General features: G+C 56.5%; 20 protein-coding genes. 3 read left to right on the forward strand and 17 right to left on the reverse strand.

Annotated features, from left to right (window positions below; all coding sequences use genetic code 11):
• Nucleotides 1-62: 62 nt before the first annotated feature.
• From ABD796_RS07545 to ABD796_RS07590, 10 genes are all read right to left on the reverse strand, one after another.
• Complete coding sequence (locus tag ABD796_RS07545) at nt 63-1,718, reverse strand: copper resistance CopC/CopD family protein (RefSeq protein ID WP_344905342.1); 1,656 nt, start codon at nt 1,716-1,718, stop codon at nt 63-65.
• On the reverse strand, nt 1,715-2,131 hold the full coding sequence (locus tag ABD796_RS07550) for a DUF2203 domain-containing protein (RefSeq protein ID WP_344905344.1): 417 nt from the start codon (nt 2,129-2,131) through the stop codon (nt 1,715-1,717). The genes ABD796_RS07545 and ABD796_RS07550 overlap by 4 nt, the downstream gene beginning before the upstream one ends.
• A 78-nt stretch (nt 2,132-2,209) precedes the next feature.
• A complete protein-coding gene (locus ABD796_RS07555) occupies nt 2,210-3,019 on the reverse strand; it encodes a metallophosphoesterase (protein ID WP_344905347.1) in 810 nt (269 codons plus the stop codon).
• 264 nt (nt 3,020-3,283) lie between these two features.
• The gene (locus ABD796_RS07560; protein ID WP_344905350.1) at nt 3,284-4,999 is read right to left on the reverse strand and encodes a response regulator; all 1,716 of its coding nucleotides are present in this window, start codon (nt 4,997-4,999) and stop codon (nt 3,284-3,286) included.
• Nucleotides 4,992-8,021 (reverse strand): ATP-binding protein, encoded by a 3,030-nt coding sequence (locus tag ABD796_RS07565; protein ID WP_344905353.1) that lies wholly within the window; start codon nt 8,019-8,021, stop codon nt 4,992-4,994. The genes ABD796_RS07560 and ABD796_RS07565 overlap by 8 nt, the downstream gene beginning before the upstream one ends.
• 14 nt (nt 8,022-8,035) lie before the next feature.
• Nucleotides 8,036-8,413 (reverse strand): response regulator, encoded by a 378-nt coding sequence (locus ABD796_RS07570; RefSeq protein ID WP_344905356.1) that lies wholly within the window; start codon nt 8,411-8,413, stop codon nt 8,036-8,038.
• 143 nt (nt 8,414-8,556) lie between these two features.
• Entirely contained in the window at nt 8,557-8,847 is a 291-nt protein-coding gene (locus tag ABD796_RS07575; protein WP_344905359.1) for a CD3324 family protein, read from the reverse strand.
• A 505-nt stretch (nt 8,848-9,352) separates the two neighbouring features.
• Nucleotides 9,353-10,519: a M20 family metallopeptidase gene (locus tag ABD796_RS07580; protein WP_344905362.1), complete on the reverse strand. Its 1,167-nt coding sequence runs from the start codon at nt 10,517-10,519 to the stop codon at nt 9,353-9,355.
• A gap of 92 nt (nt 10,520-10,611) precedes the next feature.
• Nucleotides 10,612-12,345, reverse strand: a complete 1,734-nt coding sequence (locus ABD796_RS07585) for a dihydroxy-acid dehydratase (protein ID WP_344905365.1) — start codon at nt 12,343-12,345, stop codon at nt 10,612-10,614.
• A gap of 290 nt (nt 12,346-12,635) precedes the next feature.
• Nucleotides 12,636-14,201 (reverse strand): bifunctional metallophosphatase/5'-nucleotidase, encoded by a 1,566-nt coding sequence (locus ABD796_RS07590; protein WP_344906278.1) that lies wholly within the window; start codon nt 14,199-14,201, stop codon nt 12,636-12,638.
• Between the two features lie 210 nt (nt 14,202-14,411).
• On the opposite strand from ABD796_RS07590, the gene ABD796_RS07595 reads away from it, so the two are divergent.
• Entirely contained in the window at nt 14,412-15,359 is a 948-nt protein-coding gene (locus tag ABD796_RS07595) for a phosphate/phosphite/phosphonate ABC transporter substrate-binding protein (RefSeq protein ID WP_344905368.1), read from the forward strand.
• Between the two features lie 124 nt (nt 15,360-15,483).
• On the opposite strand, the gene phnE is transcribed toward ABD796_RS07595, so the two are convergent.
• The 5 genes from phnE to ABD796_RS07625 all read right to left on the reverse strand — a co-directional run bounded on the left by phnE (nt 15,484) and on the right by ABD796_RS07625 (nt 21,495).
• A complete protein-coding gene (gene phnE / locus ABD796_RS35610) occupies nt 15,484-17,025 on the reverse strand; it encodes a phosphonate ABC transporter, permease protein PhnE (RefSeq protein WP_379116579.1) in 1,542 nt (513 codons plus the stop codon).
• 32 nt (nt 17,026-17,057) lie between these two features.
• Nucleotides 17,058-17,831, reverse strand: coding sequence for a phosphonate ABC transporter ATP-binding protein (gene phnC, locus ABD796_RS07610; RefSeq protein WP_344905371.1), 774 nt, complete (start codon nt 17,829-17,831; stop codon nt 17,058-17,060).
• Nucleotides 17,832-18,154: 323 nt separating this feature from the next.
• Entirely contained in the window at nt 18,155-19,681 is a 1,527-nt protein-coding gene (locus tag ABD796_RS07615) for an extracellular solute-binding protein (RefSeq protein WP_344905374.1), read from the reverse strand.
• 23 nt (nt 19,682-19,704) lie between these two features.
• The gene (locus tag ABD796_RS07620; protein WP_344905377.1) at nt 19,705-20,577 is read right to left on the reverse strand and encodes a carbohydrate ABC transporter permease; all 873 of its coding nucleotides are present in this window, start codon (nt 20,575-20,577) and stop codon (nt 19,705-19,707) included.
• A gap of 24 nt (nt 20,578-20,601) precedes the next feature.
• Entirely contained in the window at nt 20,602-21,495 is an 894-nt protein-coding gene (locus tag ABD796_RS07625) for an ABC transporter permease (protein ID WP_344906284.1), read from the reverse strand.
• 309 nt (nt 21,496-21,804) lie between these two features.
• On the opposite strand from ABD796_RS07625, the gene ABD796_RS07630 reads away from it, so the two are divergent.
• Both ABD796_RS07630 and ABD796_RS07635 read left to right on the forward strand, forming a co-directional pair.
• Entirely contained in the window at nt 21,805-22,161 is a 357-nt protein-coding gene (locus ABD796_RS07630; RefSeq protein WP_344905380.1) for a hypothetical protein, read from the forward strand.
• 94 nt (nt 22,162-22,255) lie between these two features.
• Nucleotides 22,256-22,459: a helix-turn-helix transcriptional regulator gene (locus tag ABD796_RS07635; RefSeq protein WP_344905383.1), complete on the forward strand. Its 204-nt coding sequence runs from the start codon at nt 22,256-22,258 to the stop codon at nt 22,457-22,459.
• Between the two features lie 132 nt (nt 22,460-22,591).
• On the opposite strand, the gene ABD796_RS07640 is transcribed toward ABD796_RS07635, so the two are convergent.
• Nucleotides 22,592-23,662: a sialidase family protein gene (locus ABD796_RS07640; RefSeq protein ID WP_344905386.1), complete on the reverse strand. Its 1,071-nt coding sequence runs from the start codon at nt 23,660-23,662 to the stop codon at nt 22,592-22,594.
• Nucleotides 23,663-23,692: 30 nt separating this feature from the next.
• Entirely contained in the window at nt 23,693-24,616 is a 924-nt protein-coding gene (locus ABD796_RS07645; RefSeq protein ID WP_344905389.1) for an N-acetylneuraminate lyase, read from the reverse strand.
• Between the last annotated feature and the right edge of the window lie 4 nt (nt 24,617-24,620).

The raw sequence follows: 24,620 nt of genomic DNA on the forward strand, positions 1-24,620 counted from the left end.
CCCTGGCCGGGCTGCGCTTGTTCGCGCAAACGGCAGGGAGCCTCTTTCTTCGATCCGAATCGTCAGTATAGCCGCGACTCCGTCTTGTACACCGTCTCGTCGTCGTTTTTATCCATGATCCGCACTTCCATCTTCCACTTGCCGGCGAACGGCAAGTACGGACCTTCAGCTTTGTAGCTGAACTGCCCGAACGTCTCGTCGGCGACGAACGAAGCGTCCTGCTGCTCGTTCACATGCTCCTTCAGCGGAACTTCGATCGGCGCGATATCCGGCTTTTCCACATTTTGCAGCTTCATGAGCACCTGCTTCGGCTTCCCCAGTTCCTTCGGCAGCCACACGTCGACCCGGAACTGGTTGTCTCCAGGCACCTTCGGGGTGATTTGCGTCGTCATATGCACCGTCTCGCCCATCTCATGCCAGTACAGTGGCTCGTTGGGGGGTACCGGGCTGATGAATGTCAGCAGACCGACCAAGACGACAATGATCGCCATCGCGCCAAAGTCCATGCGGACCATATCGCGCAGGTCTTTCTCCTTGCGCTGCTTCATCGCCATCCGAATACCCAGTCCGAGCAGAATGACAAGCACGACGAACACGACTTTGGCAATGAGGAACTTGCCCCACTGCGAATAAAGCAAGTAATTCAGGCCCGGCAAATAAAGCAGCGTCGTCGCCGTACCGGACAGCACCAGCACGATGATCGCGATCAGCGCGCCGTTCGAGAAGCGCGGCAGGAAGCTGTCCACCCATGCCCGGTTTTTGTTCCAAAGCGGAACGATCAACAGCAGGCCGCCGACCCACACCGCAGCGCCGAGCAGATGGGCAAAGTCGAGCGAAACGGTCAGCCACTGCGGTTCGTGTCCCATGGCGTGGCCGTTGACGCTTTTCGCCGCCAGCAGCAGCGCGATCCAGGCGGCGTCCCCGGCTTTGGAGCGACCGAGCCAAGCAAACCCGACTAGCGCCAGCACGAGCGCGGCCAGCCATGAGCGCCCCACCCATGTGCCGGTGAACAGACTAAGCAGCTCGCCCAGCCCTTGGTCGCCAAGCAAGTCCTGGTAGTGAAAATAAATAAAGGCGATCAGCGCAAGAAAATGCGTCCGCTGCATGGCAAGCAGCCCGTTGCGGTAATGATCCCTTATCGGCGATTGCCGCAAGTCGGCCCACACGCCCCATAGCACCCAGCCGACTACGGCCAGCAAGCCGAAAAAATAGGCGATGCGCGATACATATTTCAGAATGTCGTATACGCTCATATCCGCCGAAAGCTGATGTCCGGCATGCAGCGAGGAGGAATCGGCGATCAGTCCGCCATCCCCGCCGGGACCGAAGGACAGAACATACGTCCCTTCGACCGGATGCCCGTCGGCGGAGATGACATGGTAGGTCACCGTGTATCGTCCGTTGGACAGCTTGGGCAATTCGAGCGACAACGCCTTCTGGTCTTCCGACAATGCCGCCTTGCGGTCGGAGACGACCCGGCCGATCTCATCGTACAATTTAATATAATAAAGCTCCGATTCGAGCCGTTCGTTAAAAGTCAGTTCGATCCGGTCAGGCGCTTCGGCGAGCTGGCTGTTCGGCTCCGGCACCGCCTTGGTCAGCACCGAGTGGGCGGACGCCGGCTTTGGCGCAAGCACCGCGACAAAGCAAAGAAGCAGTAGGAGCATCCGGCATAGCCGATTGATTGTATGATTCATCTGCAAGTTCGTTCCCTTCATTCAGGCCATCCGTTCTCCTCGATCAATTTTCTGCCCAGATACCCGTCGTTTAAGCCGTGCCAGTGGGCGATCTTCTCTTCCCCGAGCCGCCAGCACAGCAGCACCTCTTCGCCGTCGCGAAGGGATGGAAAGTCGACCAACCCCATATCCAGATCCTTTAGCTGGGCGCCTTTCATATGAATGCTCTGGACCAGCGTGCGGGCCTCGATCTGCATGAACTCCAGCTCGCTTTCCAGCGTGAAGTACAGGTCCGGCTGTCCCTCGCGAATTTTGCCGGTATGCTCCTTCACTTGTCTCAGCCGCATAAAGCTTTTTTCAAATTCCCGCTTGATCGATTGAAGCTGGTTGATTTCTTGACGTATGATCGGCAATATGGCATTGGCTTCCTCCAGCGTGAACCACTTCTTCTCCATCCCCATCCCTCCTAAACTCGATTGTACCAGAACGGTTGGGGCGAATCCAATAAGAGGCAGCGCCGCGCGGAGCGAAGTCTACCTCAGCGGCGTGACGCGGATCAGCGAGATTTCCGGTCTACAGCCTATCCGAAAAGGCAAATGAACCGTCCCGAGCCCTCTGTTCACGTAGGCGAAACGGCCCGGCGCCACTTCTTTCAATCCCGTATGGTAACGGCCGTAGGGGCCGAGCGGCTTGCCGAACAGACGAATCTGACCGCCATGCGTATGACCGGCCAGAAGCAGATCGTAACCGATAGACCGCTTGTCCAGCCAACTCATGATGCCCGGAGAATGGGCAAGCATCAGCCGGAACGCTCCTTCGGTGTCGTCCTGGGCGGCGGCGTAACGCTCCCGGCCGTACAACGAGTTGTCGAAGCCGTAGACATAGACGTCCGAACGCTTCACTTCGATCAGTTCCCCTTCATTGGCAAGCACCCGCATTTTGCGTACGCCGATTTCCCGCAGCACGCGGACAAACTCCTCCTCGGAAAACTTGCGGCGAATGCCGTACTTCCGTTCTTCTCGCTCGTGATTGCCGGGAACGAAAAACAAATATTCGCATTCCAGACGGGACAGCTCCCGCATCACCTCGGGAAGCTGATCCAGCCGGTTGAACAAGTCGCCGGTCACGCAGACGATATCCGGCTTCAGCGAATCCACAATATCGCCGATCGTGCCGGTCCAGAACCGGGTTCGGCCGTGCAGGTCGGATATCTGCACAATCTTCAGCTCGCTCCGGATCCGTTCCGAAACGATTCTCGTTTCCACCACCTCCGCATGGACCGTCTCATAGAACAAATAAATGACAGCCGCAATGGCGGCGAACACGGCGAATACAACTATCAAATGTCATTCCCCTTCCAGTTTGTGGCATTTTATTGGTATGATGCCGACAGCCTTGGAGCCGCTCCGTTTCCGCAAAACGGGACAGTCCGCATTTCCGCTTTTCTCGCGATATCCCCCCCTTCAACCGGTTCACTGCTTCTATTTTATCATCAACTGACTGGTATTGACGACAGAATTAGGAAATTGTCATTTAAAATAACAACCTCCGCAGCCGTCAGACGGAAACGGAGGTTGCATCGATTTACGGTAACCGCCCGACCAGCATTACGTGGCATCTTCCAGCAGTTGGCTGACGCGCATATCCAGCTCGACCAGGGAAAACGGCTTGGACATGTACTCGTCCGCGCCGAGCTGCAGCGCCGCCGCTATGTCCTCGTCGCGTTTTTTGCCGGACAGCATCAACACCCGGGTATGACGAAATCGCCCGTCGGGGGCCGATTTCATCTTCTTGAGCAGATCGAAGCCGCTCATCTTCGGCATGACTCCGTCCAGGATGCACAGGTCGACGTCGTTCTCGGTCAAATACTGGTACGCCTCCTCGCCGTTGCCCGCTTCCGTCACCTCGTAGGCCAGCTTCTTCAAACGGGATGCAAGAATCGAACGCAAAATGCCGTCGTCGTCCGCTACCAGTACCCGCTTCCGTCTGAGGCTCGGATCGGGAGCCGGCCGCATCGCCGCATTCGCAGAGCCGCCGGCGAGCAATACCCGGTCGCGTCCCTGCTGCTTCGCCCGGTACATCGCTTCGTCAGCCAAAGCGACCCATTCTTCCGTTGTCGTGTCCGGGGACCATTCGGCAACTCCGCACGAGAAGGTGACCGAGTACGACTGTCCTTCGTATTGGGCCACCGGCTGCCGATGCGTCAGCTGCAGCACGGTTTCCATCAAGCTTCTCGCCTGATCCCCGGCCGTATTCGGCATGACCACCACGAATTCTTCTCCCCCGAAGCGAGCCAGGAAGTCGCTGGTGCGCAGCTGCTGCTGAAGCAAGTACGCCAACCCTTGCAGCACGAGATCGCCTATGGCGTGCCCGTACGTATCGTTAATCAGCTTAAACCGATCGATATCGAGGAACGCGATGGAAATCGGCGCCGGGTAGCGGGAAACCCGCAGCAGCTCTTGTTCGATCTGCTGGTCGAAGTAGCGGCGGTTGAACACGCCCGTTAACGGATCACGAAAAGCGAGCTGTTCGAAGTTCTTCACACGCGACAGCAGGCTGAAGATACGGGCCGCCAGTTCTTCGTAATCGAACGGCTTGACGACATAATCGTTAGCCCCGAGCGTCAGGCAGCGCACTTTATCCTGAACGCCGCTGCGCGCCGACAGTACGATCAGCGGAATCCATTTCAGCGTCGGGTCTTCCCGCAAATAATCGAACAGTTCGTACCCCGATTGCGGGTGCATCATCAAGTCCAGCAAGATCAGATCGTAAAGCTCTTCCCGCAGCCGCTGTTGCGCCGACTCCACCGAAGCGGCCTCATGCACGATATATCCGTCAAGCTCCAGACGCCGGACGAGAAAAGATCGCAGCACATCGTCGTCGTCGATGACAAGCAGCTTGCCGGTTAACCCTGTCGTGCGACCGCCTTGCTCGCGCTTCTCGTTCAGCTGCAGCTCGCGCTCGATGATGGCCGCTTCCATCATCAGCTGCTGCAGGTTCGCCTTGCTGTTCTGCAGGCTTTGCCGCGCCGGACAGCCGGCCGTGTTCTCCAGCGCCCATTCCCATTCGTCGGCCAGCACGCCGGCCACCGCCCCGACCCGAGCGAAGCCGAATATGGGCGCGCTCCCCTTTAATGTATGGGCGTATCGGTAAAAGTGGGCCGGAAGCCGTTCCTCGTAGTCTTCCTCCATACGATGGAGCAACTGCTCCATCGTATGAATCTGCTTGTGCAGCTCTTCCAAAAACCGTTTCTTTCCTTCTTTCATCAACTGCTCGTTGGAACGGTGCTTCTCCATCGCATCCCGTTGCTTTCTATCAGTCATGCTTCCTCACTTCCACTTCGATGATATCCTGTTTGACTTTCCAGTCCGCAACGCGAATGCCCTTTTCCTCCAGTTGGCTGGTGATCGCCGCCTCGTCCTGGGTGGGGAAGACGACCGTAGGGGTGCTCTGGGGCAGCTCCATCAAGCTTACAGCCAGCTCAAGCAGCCGGTCGATCGTGAACGGCTTGCGTAAATATTTGCCCGTTTCCGTCTCGTAGTAATGCTTGGGCGGTTCCAGCACGGTCGAGACGATGACCGGCGTATTGCGGTATTGCGGATGCCGAAGCAGCTCGGCTATAAAATCCCAGCCTGTCTTCGGTCCATCCAATTGAACGTCGACAATGCAAATGAGCGGCCCATGGCCGGTCGTTTTGTTGAGAGACAGCAGCGCGTCCTCGGCGCTGCGGAGCTGTACCGCCGACACGTTCAGCTTCTCGAAGGCGACGGCGATCAGCTTGGACAGATTTTCGTCGTCCTCGATAATGACCACCTTGTCCCCAAGTCCCGTAGCCCGGTACATTCCGACCCGGATGCGGAATATAGATCCGACGCCAAGCTCGGACTCGAAGGTCAAGCTGCCTTGGTGAGACTCCACGATTTCCTTGACGATGGACAGTCCCAGTCCGGTTCCGCCAATTTGTCTCCGGTCGGAGTTATCGACGCGGTAAAACTTCGTAAACAGCTTATCCTTCGCCTCATCCGGGATACCGAGACCGAAGTCCTGCACTTCGATCACCGCCTCGTCTCCGGACCGCGCAATATGGACGGCAACCCGGTCGGCCTCAGGCGAATATTTGATCGCATTGCTGAGCAGGTTGTGCATCACTTGCGTCATCCGGTCGACGTCGCCCGTCATATGGATGCCCGGCTCGATCCGCAGCTCGATGCGATGGTCCTGCTTGCCTTGCCATTGTTCCGCGACTTCTCGCACGAGCGCGGATACGTCGAAAGGAATCATCTGGTAAGCTTGCTTGCCGGACTCCATGCGCTGCAGATCGAGGAAGTCGTTGATCAGGTTGGACAGACGGTTCGCTTCCTTGTAAATCGTTTCCATATATTTTTGCTGTTTCGGCTTCGGAATGTCGCGGTGCAGCAAAATTTCCATAAAGCCGAGGACGCTGGCCAACGGAGTGCGCAGCTCGTGAGAAACGATGCTGATAAATTCGTTTTTCATCTCGTCCGCTCTCTCTTCGCTCGTCCGGTCGCGAAACACGAACAGGAAGCTGCGCGTATTCTCGATCGCATCGACAATGGAATTGACGTAGATTTCGAAATGCGTCTCGCGTCCGTCCTCCTGAACGATGGAAAACCGTTCCTCCAGCTGGTCGAGCGATCCGTCCAGCACCGCTTCGGCGAACGCATCCAACTGCCGCGTATCGGTCGATACGGATTGCAGATGGCGTCCGAAATCGCGCACGTTCGAGCCCGAAAACCGGTCGAAGGCGAACATGTCGTTCATCCGCTCGTTGGAAAACAAAATGCGCCCCTGCCCGTCGCACATGACCATGCCTTCATGAATCGATTCGATGATCCTCCGCACCAGATCGCGCTGCTGCTCCAGACTGTCCCGCTCCTGGGACAGCTCCTCGTACAGCTCCTCCAGCAGATAGGATTGCTTGCGGCGCTCCTCATTCGTTCGTTGCGCCAAATAAGCGAGACCGAACTGCCGCACGAGCCCGTTGGTCAGCCGGTGAAGCGTATCGTTCGTCTCATCCGTGCCGTACGCCGTAATTAGCAGCAGGCCGATCACTTGGGAATATTCGTCGAGAAGCGGATAATATTGATCAAGCGCCTTGTCGTAGCCGTTATGAATGCCGCGCTCGTCGTCGCGCAGCATGCGAACCCGGTAAAGGGGCTGTTTCTCCTGCAAAGCGCGCCGGCCCGGTCCGTAGAGATCGGTATAGGTGGACGGCAGCACGCCGGGCGGATAGCCGTACGCGTATACGACGTCGTAGAGGGCCGTCTCCGGGTTTTGCGCGATCAGCACGACGGCATCCTGATTCAGCGCCTGCAGCAGCGCGCGGATGGAATGCTCCAGAAAAGCGTTCATCTCCACATGGCCGGTGAGCTTCTCCTGGTACATCGTAATTAGTTCCAGCTCGCGTTCGCGATCGGTCAGCTTGATCAGCATCTCCTGCTGCTCGATTTGCTGCGCGGAAATTTCTTCATTTTGCGCCTCCAGCAAATCCCGCTGATCGATCAGCTCCTTGTTCGTTTCGGCCAAGGCAACATGACGCTGGCGCAGCTCGTCGGACATAAAGTTAATGCCGCGTTCCAGTCGTCCGAGCTCGTCGCTGCGTCCGCTAAGTTCCATCAGCGCATAATCGCCTGCGGCAATACGGTTTACGGCAGCGTCCGCCCGCAAGATCGGGGAAATGACCCGGCGGCGCAAATACACGATCAGCAAACCGCTCGCAAGCGCCGTCACCGCAATCAACCATACAGGTAGCAGACTGAGCTTGCCGGTACGCCGGCGGTTGTCCTCCAAGCCGCGCTTCACCGATTCGTTCTGGGCGTCCAGAATCGTCTGGAAATTACGGCTCATCTCCGTTACTTTGGACGTCGTGACCGTTCGGGACATCGTCTCGATCTGCTCCAAATTGCCGCTCTTGCGAAGAGCGATCATCGTTTCGCTCGATTGCAGGTAGCTGTCCCATGCTTTGCGGATCGCCTCCCACTCGCCGTTGAACGGCTCCCCGTATGAACGGCTGCGGAAATGGCCGGACACGTCCGTCAGCTTCGCGTCGAACGTCTGCCGGATATCAAGAAACTCCTTCAGAAAATCTTCCCGGCCGAACGCCAAATAAGCCCTCAGGTCGGATACGACCGTCTGAGAATCGCTGTGCAAACTTTCGACGAACGCTTGGTCCTGCAGCACAAGCTCGAGATTATCCCTCGCCTCCTCGATATGGCTGTTCATCGTCCAGCCGACCGCCGTGACCAGCACGGCAAACAGCAGCATCGTGGCAAAAATAAGAAAGGATACATTGGCTGCAATACTTTTTCTAATCCGAAAAGCCATCGCGTCAATTCCTTTCACGGCCGCTTTGCTTCATCAAGCAGGCTTTCCACGGTATCGATCAATTGCAGCGGGCTGAACGGCTTGACGACATAGGCCGTAACACCCGCTGCTCTGGCCTTTTCCTTGTCCTTTTCCAGCGCTTTGGCCGTCAGCAAAATAACCGGGATGTCGCGATTCGGGGTTTCCGTCCCCCTCAACCATTCGCAAACCTCCACCCCGGTTTTCTCCGGCATCATGTAGTCCAGAATAACCAGATCGTACGATTCCTGTTCAAGCTTCTCCATAGCTTGCCGGCCGTCTTCGGCTTCGGCTATCGCATATCCTTCATCCGCCAACGTCTCCGTAAGCAGGAAGCGGAGCACCGATTCGTCGTCAGCTACTAAAATGTTCATGTTCTGCCTGCCGCTCCCTTCTCTCCGATGCATTCTTATTCTCTCAGACTGCTTCCATTATAGCACTTGTTTCCAGCTGGTGTACCGATATCTTACGATTCGGAAAACGACAAAAAAAAAGCAAGACGGTATACGTCCTGCTTTCACTTTGCCACGTTTTGCACCAAGTCTCGGGTTTTGACGATAATTTTACGGATGCTGTCTTCCGACAGATGGAAACGCTGGATCAACTCTAGTACGCTGACGCCGTTCTTGTACATCTGGTAGATTTCGCGGTTGCGCTTCTCGATCAGCTTGCGCGTTCCGTTGTTCTCGCCCCAACCGGCCCGGGTTTGTTCAAGCTTAGGTATATATACAAGCTCGCCTTGAATGTAGTTTTGCAGTTCCTTCAATAAGCTAGGCGGAAGAAAATCCTTTCCGTTTTTGTAACTCACTGATGAAAACCTCCTCTAGATTGTTTGTCGCCACAACCGACTCAACTGGAACAATACTGAGCGCTTTCATCCTTTCACCTCCTCTATAGAATGGATCGAACGGTTCGTTCGTAAGCCGCGAGCGGCGGATTCGTCCCGAAAAAGGGAACAAAAAAACACGATAACCCGCATCGTGCCTGTGTCGTCTTATGTATTCCTGCGCATCAGGTGAAGGTTAAGTTACGGTTGTATTCGGTTAAAAGCGGTATACCTCATTTGTGCCGTTGAACAACATGTTTTGCATGCCGTACGCCTCCTTTCACCTAAGTAAGATTCATAGCCTTTGGTAACATTACAATTATATTGGATGAAAATGGTTTCATCAACCCTTTTATACGGAAAGATTATTTATAGCGATACTTGCCGCTTCAGACCGGGGCTGGATGAATAAGCGAAAAAGCAGCGCATTCTCCGTCGTCTCTGCGCCGGAAGGCGGCTGCTTTTTTGCGGCTGGAACGTCCCGCGATCAAACGTCGGACGCTCCCATAAATTCCTCGATAAACCGTATATACGCCTGAGCCGTAAGCTCCAGCTCGCGGATCTCCACATACTCGACGTCGCCGTGGGCTGTCGATTGATCCGGTCCGTGGCACAACGCCGGCACGCCAAGCGCATTGGCCAGTATCCCCGCATCCGTGACCAGCTTCCTGCCGACCGAAGGAAACTCCCCGCCGCGAACCGATACGACGGCGCGCCGCAAGGCGGCTACCGCTTCGCTGTCCTTATCGATCCGATAACCGTCGCGCACCTTTTTCAGATCGAGGGCGATGCGCACGCCGCGGCGAGCCGCCAGCTCCTCCAAGCCTTGGCGGAACTTGCTCTCCACCCGGTCGAACGGCTCCAGCGGGTTGTAGCGGCGAACGCCGACAATGTCCGCTCTATTCGGCATCTGATTGTAGAACTGGCCGCTGTGAATGGAGCCGACGAAATACGAGGCGTAGCCGATATCCTCGATATAGTCGTTTTCCAGTTCTTTGTTCCATTCGTCGAGCAGTGCCACGACCTCCGATGCGACCGAAATCGGATGAGGCGTGCCTGGAGCCGTATGCAGCTGATGACTCGGCTCGCCGTCGCGCTCGATCGCAATCTCGAAGGTAGCCGAACCGAGCTGGGCGACCGTGCAGTCTCTCGTCGCTCCTTCCATGACGACGACGGCGTCGGCCTTCAGCGGCACACGCTCCGTCAGGGCGATCAAGTCCTCGCCGCGGCCGCCAGGGCTTTCGTGCAGGCTGTTGGACACGATCATCAGCCGTCCGGGCAACCTTGCATTCGACTCCTTCAGCACGCGCAGCACTTCGAGGATGCAGGCTAAGGAGCCTTTCATATCGTTGGTGCCTCTTCCGTATACGCGTCCGTCGCGTACTTCGGCTTCGGCATGAGCGAGCGGAATCACGTCCATATGTCCATTGAATAAAATCGTCTTGCCTTCGTTCCCCTCACCGAAGACGGCGACCAAGGTCGGATTGTTCGGATAAAATTCGTGGCGTTCGACCGTGCAGCCGACCTCTTGCAGCATTTGCTCGAACCGGGCGGCAACCTCCCGGCAATCCCCCGTAACGCTCGGTATGCGCACCAGCTCCAGAACGTCTTGCACGATGCGGTCTACCCGGACGTTGTTGTGCAGATCGGACATGATAGCTACACCTCTCCCTAATCACCTTCGCCCTTTCATGGCGGTCGGCTCCTTTTCTTCCGTGGACGGCAAGGACTATCCTTGCCCCTGCATTAGCCTCTTCCGACGATTGGCGGAACGAACTTGGCTTCTTCCTTGTTGTTCGGCCGCAAAATATCCAGATCGCACCCTTCCGGCGCCTGCAAAGCATGCTCGGCAAACAGCCGCGGATACCCGCGCTTATGCATCGGCTCCGGACGGGACCAGTTCGCGAGGCGCGAAGCGATCTCGGCGTCGCTCAGATCGAGACGGAGCGAGGACCGCTCCAGGTCGAGCTCGATCCAGTCGCCGTCCTGAACGATAGCCAGCGGGCCGCCGATAACCGCTTCCGGCGCCACGTGTAAAATAACCGCCCCGTAGCTGGTGCCGCTCATCCGCGCGTCGCTGATCCGCACCATATCGCGGACGCCTTGCTTCAGCAGCTTCTCGGGAATCGGAATCGAACCCCATTCGGGCATGCCCATGGCGACAGGCCCGCAATTTCTCAGCACGAGCACGCTCTCCGCCGTCACGTCCAGATCGTCGCTGTCGATCCGGTCCAGCATCTCCTCATAGCCGTCGAAGATGACCGCTTGTCCGCGATGCTTGAACAGCTCGGGCGAAACAGCGGACTTCTTGATGACCGCCCCGCTTGGAGCCAGATTGCCTTTGAGAATCGCCAGGCCGGACTTGTCCTTGAACGGCGCGTCCAGCGTCGAGATGATCTCGTCCGCATCGGGAAAGCCCGGCATTGCCCGGCCGTAGACAACCCCAATCGTCTCGCCCGTACAGCTCAAGCAATCCGAATCGAGCAGCGGCAGCAGATTGCGTACCACTTTGCGCAAGCCCCCGGCTTTGTAAAAGTCGTCCATGCTGTGCAAGCCGCTTGGCTGCAGGTTGACGATCAGCGGAATGCCCTCCGTCCATTCCTCGTAGCTCTCAATCGGAATCCGGATGCCCAGCCTTCCGGCAATGGCCGTCAAATGAAGCGCGGCATTGGTCGAGCCGCCGATTGCGGCCAGCAACTTGATCGCATTGCGGAACGCTTCTTCCGTCATCAGCCTCGAGGGCGTCAAGTTTTCCCGAACCATCTCGACGACGCGGCGGCCCGTCGCTTCGGCGGCCATTTTGCGGGATGCGTGGGTAGCTGGAATGCTCGAGCTGCCCGGAAGCATCATGCCGAGCATCTCGGACATGCTCTTCATCGTCGAAGCGGTGCCCATAACCGGACAGCCGCCCAAGCTGCACGATATGGACTTCTCCAGCTCCTGCCATTCTTCGTCGGACAGCAGCCCCGCTTTGTAGTCGTCGGAATATTTCCACAGGTCCGTACCGTAATTGACGGTCTTGCCGCGGAAACTTCCCGAAGAGCGGTGACCGGCTGCCAGCTGCAGCGCGGGCAGATCGACGCTAGCCGCACCCATCAACTGGCCCGGAACCGTCTTGTCGCATTCGCACAGCAGCACTACGCCGTCAATCGGCTGGGAACGGATGCTTTCCTCCACGTCCATGGACAGCAGGTTGCGGTACATCAGATCGGACGGCTTCATAAAATCGGCCGGGGTTGAAATCGTATGCATTTCGATCGGGTAGCCGCCCGCGAGCAGCACGCCTCTCTTCACATGCTCGACCAATTCCTTGTGCGGATAGTTGCAGCTGTTGAAATCGTTCCAAGCATTGAATATGCCGATAATAGGCTTGCCGACGAACGATTCCGGGTCGTGCCCCATGGCTCTCATGGCGGAGCGGTGCTGAAACGTCAATTCGGCGTTCTCGTTCTCGAACCACTCGCTGCTGCGTAATTTCAAGACGTTTCTCCCCTTATATTAGAAGTTCAGTATGTTAAACATTAATCATCATATTGATTTTACGAAATGAACCCTGAAGGGTCAACTTCTTTTTTCCGGTTCAGAGTAGAGTTCCTCCCTATAATCTGCCTTCATCCGATGGTCGTATTCAATATGTGGAAACAAGTTCAAAAAAAGACGCCCCATCCCCACGTGCATTCGTGGTTCCGGAGTCGTCTTTATTAACAGTTCGTGACTCTTCTATCGCTTATCGTCAGGATTACGGATTCTTCAAGAAAGCTCTTCAAGGCTCAGTTCCCGACAATCACTTCCCAATTGCCGTCTACCGTGGCGACAACCGTCTTCCTCTCCAGAATGTAGTTGGCGATCAATTCGGAGACGTCTGTCGGGATATCCTTGACGACCGGCTTCCCTTGAAACATCGTATAGTCTCCGCCGCCCCCGGCCCGGTAATTGTTCATCGCCACGTCGTACTCCTTATCTGGATCGACAGGCTCGCCCCGGTATGCGAGGCGAACGACGCGGCTTCCTTCGGGACGCGAGATATCGAGTGTATAGTCGATCCCTTCCCACATGTCGTAATTGTAATGCTGCGGCTTAGGCAGCGAAAATTTCGGATTAATCGCCGGTCGACCGCTGCCGTCCAATATAAAATATTCCGCGTTCCGTTCCAGCGCGGCACGCATGTCGCGGCCGGTAATGCAGATCACTTTGAGCGTATTCGGGTAAATGTAGTTCGAGACGATATGGCGCATCGTTACATGGGGAGGAAACCCCGGCGACTCGTCGGTAAACAGAGCCGTGTTGGATATCGTGGCGCCCGACGTCTCCATCTGCACTTTATTGATGAATTCGATCAGCGCGTTGTCCTTCATGCGGATCTGCATCGGATCGCCGACCGTCATGTCGCCCTCGATCGAGCCGATCGGCGTATCGAGCCATTGCTGGGTCGCTTTCTCGTACGGTCCGCACAGCTCCACCACTTCCGGATCGGGCTCGACTCCCGCCACGGAAAGCAGCTCCGACGTTTTCTCCGCAACGGTCCATCCGCCTGCATCCTGCACAAGCGTGAGCTTCACTAAACCGACCACCTGGCCCAGATAGCCGGGCTGCAAGATGGTCACTCCATTGATCGATTTCCCGGAAACTTCGCGATGCTGATGACCGGCAAGCAGCACATCGATACCGGGTACCTCCATGCACAGCCGGTAGCCTTGGTTTTCACCCGTAGCAGCTTCCGAGGGCTCTCCGGTATCCGGATCGTTCTCGAATCCTCCGTGATACGAGACGATCACGACATCGGCCCGCTCCTCTTCGCGCAAAAAGGCTACCCAGCGCTTGGCCGATTCGACCGCGTCGAGAAAAGAAAGTCCTTCGATATTTTGCGGATTTTCCCAATTCGGGATGTAAGGGGTCGTCAGTCCGAGCACGGCTATTTTGGCGCCGCCGCAATGACGGACGAAATAGGGGGTGCCGAAATAAGGCTCCTGCGTGCCGGTTTTGACAATATTGGCCGACAGCCAGGGAAACTGGGATTCCTTCACCGCTTTATCGAGTACGGTCATGCCGTAGTTGAATTCGTGATTGCCTATAACCGCCCCGTCATAACCGAGCCGGTTCAGGGCGAGCACCATTGGATTACCCGGGATATTGTCGATCCGGGCATGATGGTAAGCAAGCGGCGTACCTTGGATCAAGTCTCCGTTGTCGATCGCGAGCAGCAGCCCGCCTTCGCTCTCGGCACGCTCTCGCTCCCGGCGAATGAGCGTGGCTACCTTAGCGAATCCGACTTCATTATACTCATTATTTGCGTATTGAATGGGCAACATACTACCATGCAGGTCACTTGTTTCCATCAGTACAAGGCGGACGACGTTATTCCCGTTCGGCAAAGCGGATTCCCTCCTGCGATTCGTTCTCATCCCACTATAGCAGGGCATTCGGAACTTTACAATCGTTGCCGATTTACGACAATTTTACACAGGGACTGTACCCAGCACGTCCAATTTGTGATATGCTATGTTCTGCATTACCTTGATGTTAGGGAAAAAAAGGGAGGACAAAAAATGTTCAAGAAAGCTTCCGCCATCGGCATCTCGGTTATTCTGGCAGCCGGTCTTGCAGTAGGCTGTGCCAAGAAGGAAACCGCACCGGCCGATTCGGGCAAAACTCCGGCTGCTGCAGGATACACCCCCAAAGAATTGAAAGTGCAATTCGTTCCTTCGCAAAATGCGGAGACGCTGGAAGCGAAAGCCAAGCCGCTGGAGAAACTGCTTCAGGACAAGCTCGGCATCCCGGTCAAGGTGAGCGTATCGACGGACTACAACACCGTTATCGAGGCCATGTCCGCCAAGCAAGTAGATATCGGGTTTCTTCCTCCGACCAACTACGTAGTCGCCCATGACACGAAGAAAGCGGCCGATCTGCTGCTGCAAGCGACACGCTTCGGCGTCGACGATAAAACCGGACAGCCTACCACCGAACTGGTAGACTCCTATAAGGCGATGATCGTCGTCAAAGCCGACTCGCCGATCAAGGAAATCAAGGATCTCAAGGGCAAGAAGATCGGCTGGCAAGGAACGACGTCCGCCGCAGGCTACACGTACCCGGCTCTCCTGATGAAGAAGAACGGGGTCGACCCGGTATCCGACGTGACCGGCGTACAGTTCCAAGGCCACGACAAAGCGGTTATCGCCCTGCTGAACGGTCAAGTCGATGCTGTCGCCGTGTTCCAAGACATTCGCGCGCAAATGCAAAAGGACGTTCCGGACGTTATGCAAAAAACGCGGGTGCTTTCCTTTACGGATAAAATTCCGAACGATACGATCGCCGTACGCCCGGACATGAGCGCAGAATGGAAGAAGAAAATTTCCGACGCCTTTATCGCCATCGGCAAAGACACGGAAGGCCAAAAAATTATTTTCGACGTATACACGCATAAAGGCTACGTCGAAGGCAAAGACGAAAACTTCAACCTCGTTCGCGACGCCAATAAGCAGCTTAGCGGCAAGTAAGCAGCCGAACTGAAAACAGCCGTTCCCGACGCGCGCTATCGCGCTCGGTGCGGCTGTTTCTTTATATGAACTTCTGACCGATACAAATAAAGGCGGGGCCCGCATACGGCCCCGCCTCTTTGTTTTACACGATTCGTTTGCGCAGCGACCCGGAGATGTAGTCGATGATCGACACCGTAACGATGATCCCGATCAGAATAATGCCTACGCGGGACCAGCTATAGCCGTTAATGGCGAAGATCAGCGGCGTACCGATCCCGCCCGCACCGATAATCCCGAGCAGCGTCGCCGAACGGACGTTGATCTCGAAGCGGAACAGCGCATAGGACAGGAAATCCGGCAGCACCTGCGGAATGACCGCGAACGACAGCGTCTGCCAGCGGTTGGCGCCGCACGCGGTGAGCGCCTCGCTCGGCCCCATGTCCATATTTTCGATCGCCTCGGCATACAGCTTGCCGAGCATGCCTATGGAGTGAACGCCCAGCGCTAGCACACCCGCATAAGCGCCGGGTCCTACGGCTTTGATGAACACAATCGCCATAATGACTTCCGGTACGGTACGGATAATGCTCAGGGCGATTTTGCCGCTACCCGATACGAGCCGGGAACGGCTCATATTCGCCGCGGCCCAGAAGGCGAGCGGCACGCAAATGATCATCGATACGATATTGCCCAGATACGAGATGGACAGCGTCATCAGCAGGTTGCGAACCAAGTCCTCGCCTTCCGGGAGCCATACGTAGTTCCAGTCTGGATGCAGCAATCCCCTGATCATCGCTTTGGACATAACCTTGGCCGTCTCCTGAATGCCTTGGAATTCCAGACCGGCCAAAGACCAGACGACGAGCAGCACCGTCACCCCGATACCGGCGATCCAGCCCCAGCGGCTGGCCGAAGGCCGCAGCGGCCTCTTCGCGCCCTTAAGCAAGAGCGTCCGAAGGCGCGTGCTGATCGTATCGATCACGATTACGACGACAAGCGTCATCAGAATCAAGACGACGGCCTGATCGTAGCGGAACAGGTCAAGCACGTTTTTGAGCAGCAACCCGATGCCCCCGGCCCCGACTAGACCGAGAATGGCGGAGGCGCGGATGCTGACCTCGAACGTATACAGCAGATGCGCCAAAAACGTAGGAGCTACCTGCGGCAGCACGCCAAAGCGGATCCATTGCAGCTTATTGGCCCCGACCGCCGTCATCGCCTCGAGCGGTCCGGGGTCGATCGCTTCTACCGATTCGTACGCCATCTTCGAAATAATGCCGTAAGTAAAGAAAAACAGCGCGAGCGTCCCCGCCGTAGGACCGAATCCGACGATTACGGCGAACAAGGCCGCGTACAGCAAATCCGGTATCGTCCGCAGCAGGTTCATGATCAGCCGGGCCGGGTAATACAGCCACGGGGTACTCGTGACGTTCCGCGCCGCGATCAAAGCGGTCGGGAAAGCGAACACGGCGCCAAGCAGTGTGCCGATAATCGCCATCTGCAGCGTTTCCTTCATCGGCTTCCATACTTTAGGGGTGAACGACCAGTCCGGCGGAAACATTTCCTTAATAAAAGACCAGATTTGCGGCGTTCCGGTAAACAGCTTGGTCAATGTCGCTTCCGTCTGATAGGCGCTGCCGATGAACAAGACGAGCAGCACGACGAGCCAGCTGTACAACTTCATACGGGAAGGACGGGTGACCGGTGCGGGCGATTTCAATGCGTACCGCCTCCCAACAGCTCGTCCCGCTTGATGGCGCGACCGTATATATCGGCGAACGCCTCATCCGTCGCCTCGGCGACCGGGCCGTCGAACACGACCTGTCCGGCTCGCAAGCCGATAATCCGCGTCGCGTATTCGCGAGCCAGGTCGATAAAGTGCAGATTCACGATCGTGGTAATACCGAGCTCCTGATTGATCCGCTTCAAATCGTCCATAACCTGCCGCGTCGTTAGCGGGTCCAGCGATGCCACCGGCTCGTCCGCCAATATAATCTTGGCTTCCTGCGCCAGCGCCCGGGCGATGGAGACGCGCTGCTGCTGGCCGCCGGACAACTGGTCGGCGCGCACGTAGGCTTTCTCGGCAATATTGACGCGCTCCAGCGCCTTCATCGCCAGATCGATATCGTGCTTCGGAAACAGTGCAAACATCGTTCGCAGCGTCGAGTGGTAGCCGACGCGACCGGACAGCACGTTGCGCAGTACGGTGGACCGTTTCACCAAATTGAAGCTTTGGAATATCATGCCGATGCCGCGGCGCATCTTGCGCAGGCTCTCGCCCTTCGCCGCCGTAATGGACTTGCCTTCGATCAAAATCTCGCCTTCCGATATGTCGTGCAGCCGGTTGATCGATCGCAGCATCGTCGATTTTCCCGCGCCGGACAAGCCGACGATTACGACGAATTCTCCTTTGCCGATCGTCAGGTCGATATCGTTCAATCCAATCGTTCCATTCGCGTACACCTTTTTCACATGCTTAAACTCGATCATTAGATTCCGTCCTTCTTTTCCTAAGGTTTCACCACGTTGGACAGTATTCGACATTCCGTGGATATTTCCTGTTGCTTGAAATAATATTTACAAATACCAGCTTCCTTATCTACAGTATAGTCGAAGTGGTCCTCGCCCCAAACATCGTTGTTCGTTTCCAAGTTCAACAAAAAAAAGATGAATATCGCTAAGGATATTCATACAGAAAACCTCGCAAGGTTCATAGACGCTGCCTGCCCCTTCTGCTCACAACGGTTTTGGAGGTTTATTGGCCAGGCAGCCGATCGATCGGTTCCGACTCATCCGGTCTTTAAGAGGACCTTTTACTTTTTCAGCTTCACGTAGGAGGCCTTGTATTCGGCCATAATTTTGTCGCCGCCGGCTTTTTTCCATTTGGCGATTTCGTCCTGGTAGGCCGCATCGTCGATTTTACCCATAATGTATTTGGTCTGGGCGTCGTTGATCTGCTGCTCCAGCTCCTGGCCTCTTTCGGATAACGTCGTCGACGTCAGCGTCAAGGCCGGGTTGGAGACGATATATTTGATGCCGTCCGACTCCATCTTCGTTCCCTTTTCCCCGATCGGCACATCCTTCAGCGGAGCGACGTTATAGCCTTCCAGTACCGGAAAGTTATCCCGGTACGGCTTTACCTCGCGCTGGAATACGTTGAAGCCGTCGCCGATAAACTCGAGCCGGTTGTCGCTCGTCTTCCCGTAATGCGTGCCTTCGATGCCGCGCAGCAGCAGCGTCGACATCTCCGGGTCCATCAGCTTGTCGAGAAAGCCGAGTACCCGCTTCAGCTCCGCTTCCGTCTTAACCGACGATTTCGGAATGACGAGGAAGCCGTTGTTGCCGTTCTCGGAAGAGATGCGGATGCCTTGCGGACCTTCGAAGTTGGCCACATCGACCACGGCGGCGGGCGTCGTCTTCGTCAGACGGTCCTGCTGGCTTTTGCCGTTGGTGGCCACGGCGAAGCGGATGCCGACGCGGCTCGTATCGAACATTTTTTCCGCCTCCGTGGCATCGAGCACCGCAAAATCCTGGTTAAGCAACTTTTCCTCGTACAGGCGCCGGAACAGCTTCAATACGTCGGTGAACTCCTTGGTCATAAATTCGGGGGTGAAATTCCCGTCCTTGTCCACGCTCCATTTGTTGACGCCGCCCATCGCCACCGCCAACCGGGTCAGCATGGAAGCAGCCCCTTGGTTGTACGTTTTGTTGAGCACGATACCGTACGTATCGTTCTTGCCGTTCTTGTCCGGGTCGTTCAGCGTCAATGCCTTCGCCACCTCGTACCAACCGTCGATCGATTTCGGAACAGACAAGCCGAGAGCATCGAGCCAGTCTTTGCGGTATACGATAGCCCCCCGTCCCATATTGCGGTACAGCGGCACCCCGTATATTTTGCCCTCTACGGAGATGTTCTGGAAAAATTGCCCGTTTTGCGCGCTCATGTTTTTGTAGTTTTGGAGCAGCGGGCCGATTTCCCAGAACAGCCCCGATTCGATCGCATTAACGACGCCCGGAGATTGGTTGACCTTCAGCACCTTCGGCATTTCGTTCGAAGCGAGCATCACGTTCACTTTATCGTTGTAGGCGGCGCTGGGAATCCATTGGATGTCCAGCTTCGTATTCGTATATTTCTCGATGGCCTGCTCGACCGCGCTTCCCTTCGCGGGAATATCCCCGACCTGCGCGATGGCGATGCTTAGCGCAAGCGGCGCTTCCGCAGTGGAAGCCGGAGCGGGCGGGTTAGCATCCGTTTTGCCGGAATTGCTGCAAGCGACAGTCAGCATTGAGGCCGCGACGACAACCGCGGATAAAGGGACAAGCTTCTTATAGGCTTTCATGAAACGACCTCCCGAATAAAATGTTATCCTTTTACCGAACCGAGCATGACTCCCTTGGCAAAATGCTTTTGCAAAAACGGGAATACGACGATAATCGGCAATGTAGCGAACACGATGACGGCCATTTTGATCGTCAGCGGCTGGATGTACATCTCTTCGATGTTCGTGTCGCCGATTCGGCTGCTGGCGTTAATGACGATCTCCCGCAGCAATACTTGCACCGGCCACTTGTTGTTGTCATTAATGTACATAATGGCGTTGAAGTAGCGGTTCCAATGGTCAACGGCGTAAAACAATCCGAAGGTGGCGATCGCCGGAAGCGACAGCGGAAGCACGATTTTAATCAGGATGCCCACATCGTTGCATCCGTCAATCTTCGCCGAATCCTCCAAGCCATCCGGAATTTGCTGAAAAAAGTTTTTTAAAATAATGAGGTTGAACGCGCTGATTGCCGTCGGGATCATTAGCGACCACAGCGTGTCGATCATATGCAGCGACTTGACCACGTAATACGTCGGGATGAGGCCGCCGCTGAACAACATCGTGAACAGCACGCCCAGCATCATCGCCTTGCGCCCCCGCAGCGTCCGACGGGACAACGGGTAAGCCAGCAGCGAGGTGAGAACCAGATTGATCAGCGTCCCGAGCGTCGTGATATAGATGGAAACGCCCATACTGCGCACAAGCGTGCTGGTGGAGAAAATATACCGGTAAGCGGCAAGCGAAAATTCCTTCGGGTACAAAATAAACCCGCCCTGCGCGACGATATGCGGAGCCGTAAACGAGACGGCCAGCACGTATACGAACGGGACGATGCAAGTCAGCGCGATGATGACGAGCAGCGTGTAATTGACCGCGTCGAAGATGCGGCTGCTTCGCGTTTTATCATGAGTCATGACTTCCTCTCCTTTCGCCGCCCCTTAGTAAATGCCTTCTTCCCCAAACCGCTTGGCCAGCCAATTGGACGACACGACAAGCAGCAGACCGACGACCGACTTGAACAAACCTACCGCCGCGCTATAGCTGAACTGGCCTTGGGTAAGCCCTTTCACATACACGTACGTGTCGAACACTTCGCCGACCTCCCGATTCGTTGCGGTCAGCATCAGGAAAATATGCTCGAAGCCGGAGTCCAGGAAGCTGCCGAGCCGAAGAATGAACAGGATGACGATCGTGCTGCGGATTGCGGGCAGCGTAATATGCCACAGCTGCCGCCATCTGCCGGCGCCGTCCATCCGGGCCGCCTCGTACAATTGCAGATCGACCCCGGCAAGCGCCGCCAGAAAAATAATCGTCCCCCAACCGACCTCCTTCCAAACGGTTTGGCTGACAATCATCGTACGGAACCACCCCGGCTCGAGCAGAAACGGAATCTTCTGTCCCGTCGCCGCATATAGCAGCTCGTTGACGGCCCCGCCCTCGGTCGTAAACAGCATGTAGAAAATGCCGACGACGACGACCCACGACACGAAATGGGGAATGTACACCAACGTTTGAACGAACCGTTTGAACTTGTCGAACCGTACCTCGTTCAGCATGAGCGCCAAAATAATCGGCAGCGGGAAAAAGAAAACCAAATTGTATATCGCGAGCAGAAACGTGTTGCGAAACAGCATCCAGAACTGGTCTTCACCGAAAAAACGCTGGAAATGTTTGAGCCCGACCCAATGGCTGTCCATGAAGCCGAGATGCGGCTTGAAATCCTGAAATGCCATTATGATCCCGTACATCGGCACGTATTTGAAAATAAGGAAGTAAACGATGCCGGGCAATGCCATCAAATACAGCCATCGGTCTTTGGCTACGTCTTTCATCCATTGCGATTTGTTTGCCGTCCTGCGGCCGGGCGGCGCCTGCGCCCCGGTTTGCGTATTCATGAGGGACCTCCTTTCGGTCGTGTTTGAGCCCTATTATGGCCCCCGTGGCCGGAACATGCTATGCACCGAATGCAACCAAATGAGGCGAACGCCACCAAACCGGGCGGCGGTGCGGTCAGGCGAGATGCCGATCCACCGATTTTAACCGGGAGTATGCCGATTTTAACTACATACGAAAAAGCCCGTCTTTACGGCGAAAGACGGGCCGTTCGTGTCAACCCAAGTTATTGATCTGAATGCTGCCGCTTGTTTGCGACTACTGGAACGTCCGGTACGATCGCACCGAACCGCTCTAACTGCTCGCGCAGCTCTTCGAGCGGAACGTCCCGCACCGAGCAATCCCATCCCGCCGCGCATGCCGCCGAGCGAATCGTGAACGAGATCGACCCGCTGCGGCTGGAGCGGCTTCCCGTCGGGAAGGTGAGCATGCGCGACACCGACAAGCTGACGGACGATTACGCCGCCATGAAGCGTCACAACTTCCTGGACGAGCGCTGGAGCATGATCCGCCGAAACCATCATTTGCACCATATATGCTGCAGATCTGCGAGCAAACGGAACAGCTGCCGTCGGCGGAGCCGCCCCGTTCGTCCGATCCGCTGATCGAAAAAGCAACGCAGCTGATTCGGGAGCAAGCGTTCGAGCGGTTCAGCCTGCAAACGATCGCCGGCTCGCTCGGCGTCAGCCGCATGCAGCTGTGCCACAAATTCCAGACGGAGCTCGGAACGACGCCGATCAATACGCCACCGCGCTGCGTCTGGAAAAGGCGAAGAAACTGCTCGTAGAGACGAATTTGACGCTGGATCAAATCTCCGAATGCTGCGGCTACCAGAACGGTTTTTACTTTAAGCCGCGTGTTCAAAAACAACTGCGGCACGACGCCGAAGATGTACCGGCTTGAGCACCGGCTGTAAGGCTGCGAGGCCAAAGCGCCACGCCAAACGCCGAGCAGCCGCCCATAGCCCAGCATGCAAAACCCCGACTTGTAGAAGGTCGGGGTTTTCTGTGTGTACATTATTCGCCAAACCGATATTCAATAAAACCATTCCGGCTCGATCAAAGCGAGGCACAAATCGAGACCCTTTCGTTTGAACGGCAGACTGCCGTCGCTGTGCACGAGCTGCGGGTCCTCCACTTTCGCGTACGTCAGCAGGGCGCCTCCCCTTTCCGTCATCCGGCAGTTCAGATTCATATATTCGTACGGGCCGTTCTCGATATCTCCGATTTTGCGCCATGTGCTCCCCCCGTCGTGGGACAGCGCTGCCGACAGCGGCGTACGCAGCCCAAAGTGGTGTCTGGCCGGATCGTACTGGCTGCCGTTATAAAACAGCACAAGATCTCCGGTGGAAGGAATCGTTCTGAGACAGGTGCAGGATTCGGGAGCCGGTACGCCGGACGTTTGCGGTAGCGACCATGTCTCTCCGCGATCCCCCGAATGGGACAGGAACACGGCTCCGAGCTGCGTCCTGATCGACATGATCAGCCTGCCGTCCGCAAGCTCGGCAACGGATGCTTCCATCGCCCCCCGCATCGGCAAATCGACCACGGAGTCCGCCTGCCGCCAGCTCCGCCCCTCATCGTCGCTAAGGAAGCAGCCGATCGTATTGTGCTGGCTCCCTTGATGCCCGGTGCCGAAGTGAAATGGCAGCAGCAGGCGTCCGTCCGCGAGGACGTTCATATGATTCGCGCCGCCTTGCAGCCATTGTCCCTCGCTTCGCTCCCATACGCTTCCGGCTTCGCGCCATGTGAGGCCGTCGTCGCTCGAGCGGAACAAACACATGCTCGAGCTGCTGGCGCCATTATGCCCGCGAAGGCAATGCAGCAGCAAATCGCCGGAAGGAAGCCTCGTCAAGCCGGGTGCCTGTACGTTATGATCTCCCGCCATGACGTCGATGAGCATCGTTTCCTCGCCCCAGCTCCTTCCGCCGTCCCGCGAAATTTTCGAGTAAATGCGGCAAAGACCGAAATCGCTTCCTCCTCCCGGACTGTCCTCGTACTTATGCCAAACGAGCAGCAGCCGGCCGTTATTCAGCGGCATGATGCTGGCCGTATCGTTTCGCGGATTGCCCGCCCCCGCTTCGGCTACCGTTACATATTCGATCATGGTTCCTTCCTCCTTATTCCCGGGCCACATTTACGCAGACCGTTCCGTCGCTGCGCCGCCGATGCCGAGAATGGCGAATTGCCGTGCAAATGCGCCAATATGCGCCCGCTCTTCGTCCGTCAGCTGCTGGAGCGGCTTGCGCGGCAAACCGACGTCGATTCCCTGCAGACGCAGTATTTCTTTCTCGAAGGAAATGAAGTCGTATTTCAGCAGCTCGGCAATGACCCGGTTCGCCTGCGCTTGCAGACTACGCGCCTCGCCGATGGCGCCCGCCTGGAATGTCTGATACAGCTCTACGAACAATTCCGGCATCATGTTGTACGTGCTGCCGATGGCGCCGCAGCAGCCTACGGCAAGTCCGGCCAGCAAGCTTTCGTCCGGCCCGTTGAACACGCGGAAATCCGGTCCGCACGCTTCGATCAGCTGCTGCAGCTCGAACGTATCCTTGGCCGTATATTTGACGCCGACGATTTTGTCCGACTCCGCCAGTTCCCGGTAAAATCGCACGGTAGACCGGACGCCCGTCAAGTCGGGAATATGATACAGGATAAGCGGTATATCCGCTGCCATCGCAATATCGAGATAGTGGCCGCGAACCTGCTCCTGGCCGTGCTTATAGTAAAACGGGGCGACCGACGATACCGCGTCGGCTCCAGCGCGTTCCGCGTATTTCGCCAGCCTGATGCAGGTCGCCGTATCCAATGCTCCGACATGGGCGATAACGGGAACGGCTCCCCGGACTTCGTCAACGATAATGTCCAGAAACCGCTCGCGCTCTTCGCTCGATTGCAGCAAGCCTTCGCCTGTGCTTCCCCCCGCATAGAAACCGTTAACGCCCTTCTCCAGCAAATGCCGGACCAGCCTGCGGGTCGCCTGCTCGCTTATGGCTCCCGATGGGTCGTACGGCGTCAGGAGCGCCGGAATAATGCCGTAAAATGAATCGACTGAAAACATGCTT

The organism is Paenibacillus hodogayensis (assembly GCF_039536325.1).
Classification (GTDB): domain Bacteria; phylum Bacillota; class Bacilli; order Paenibacillales; family NBRC-103111; genus Paenibacillus_AB; species Paenibacillus_AB hodogayensis.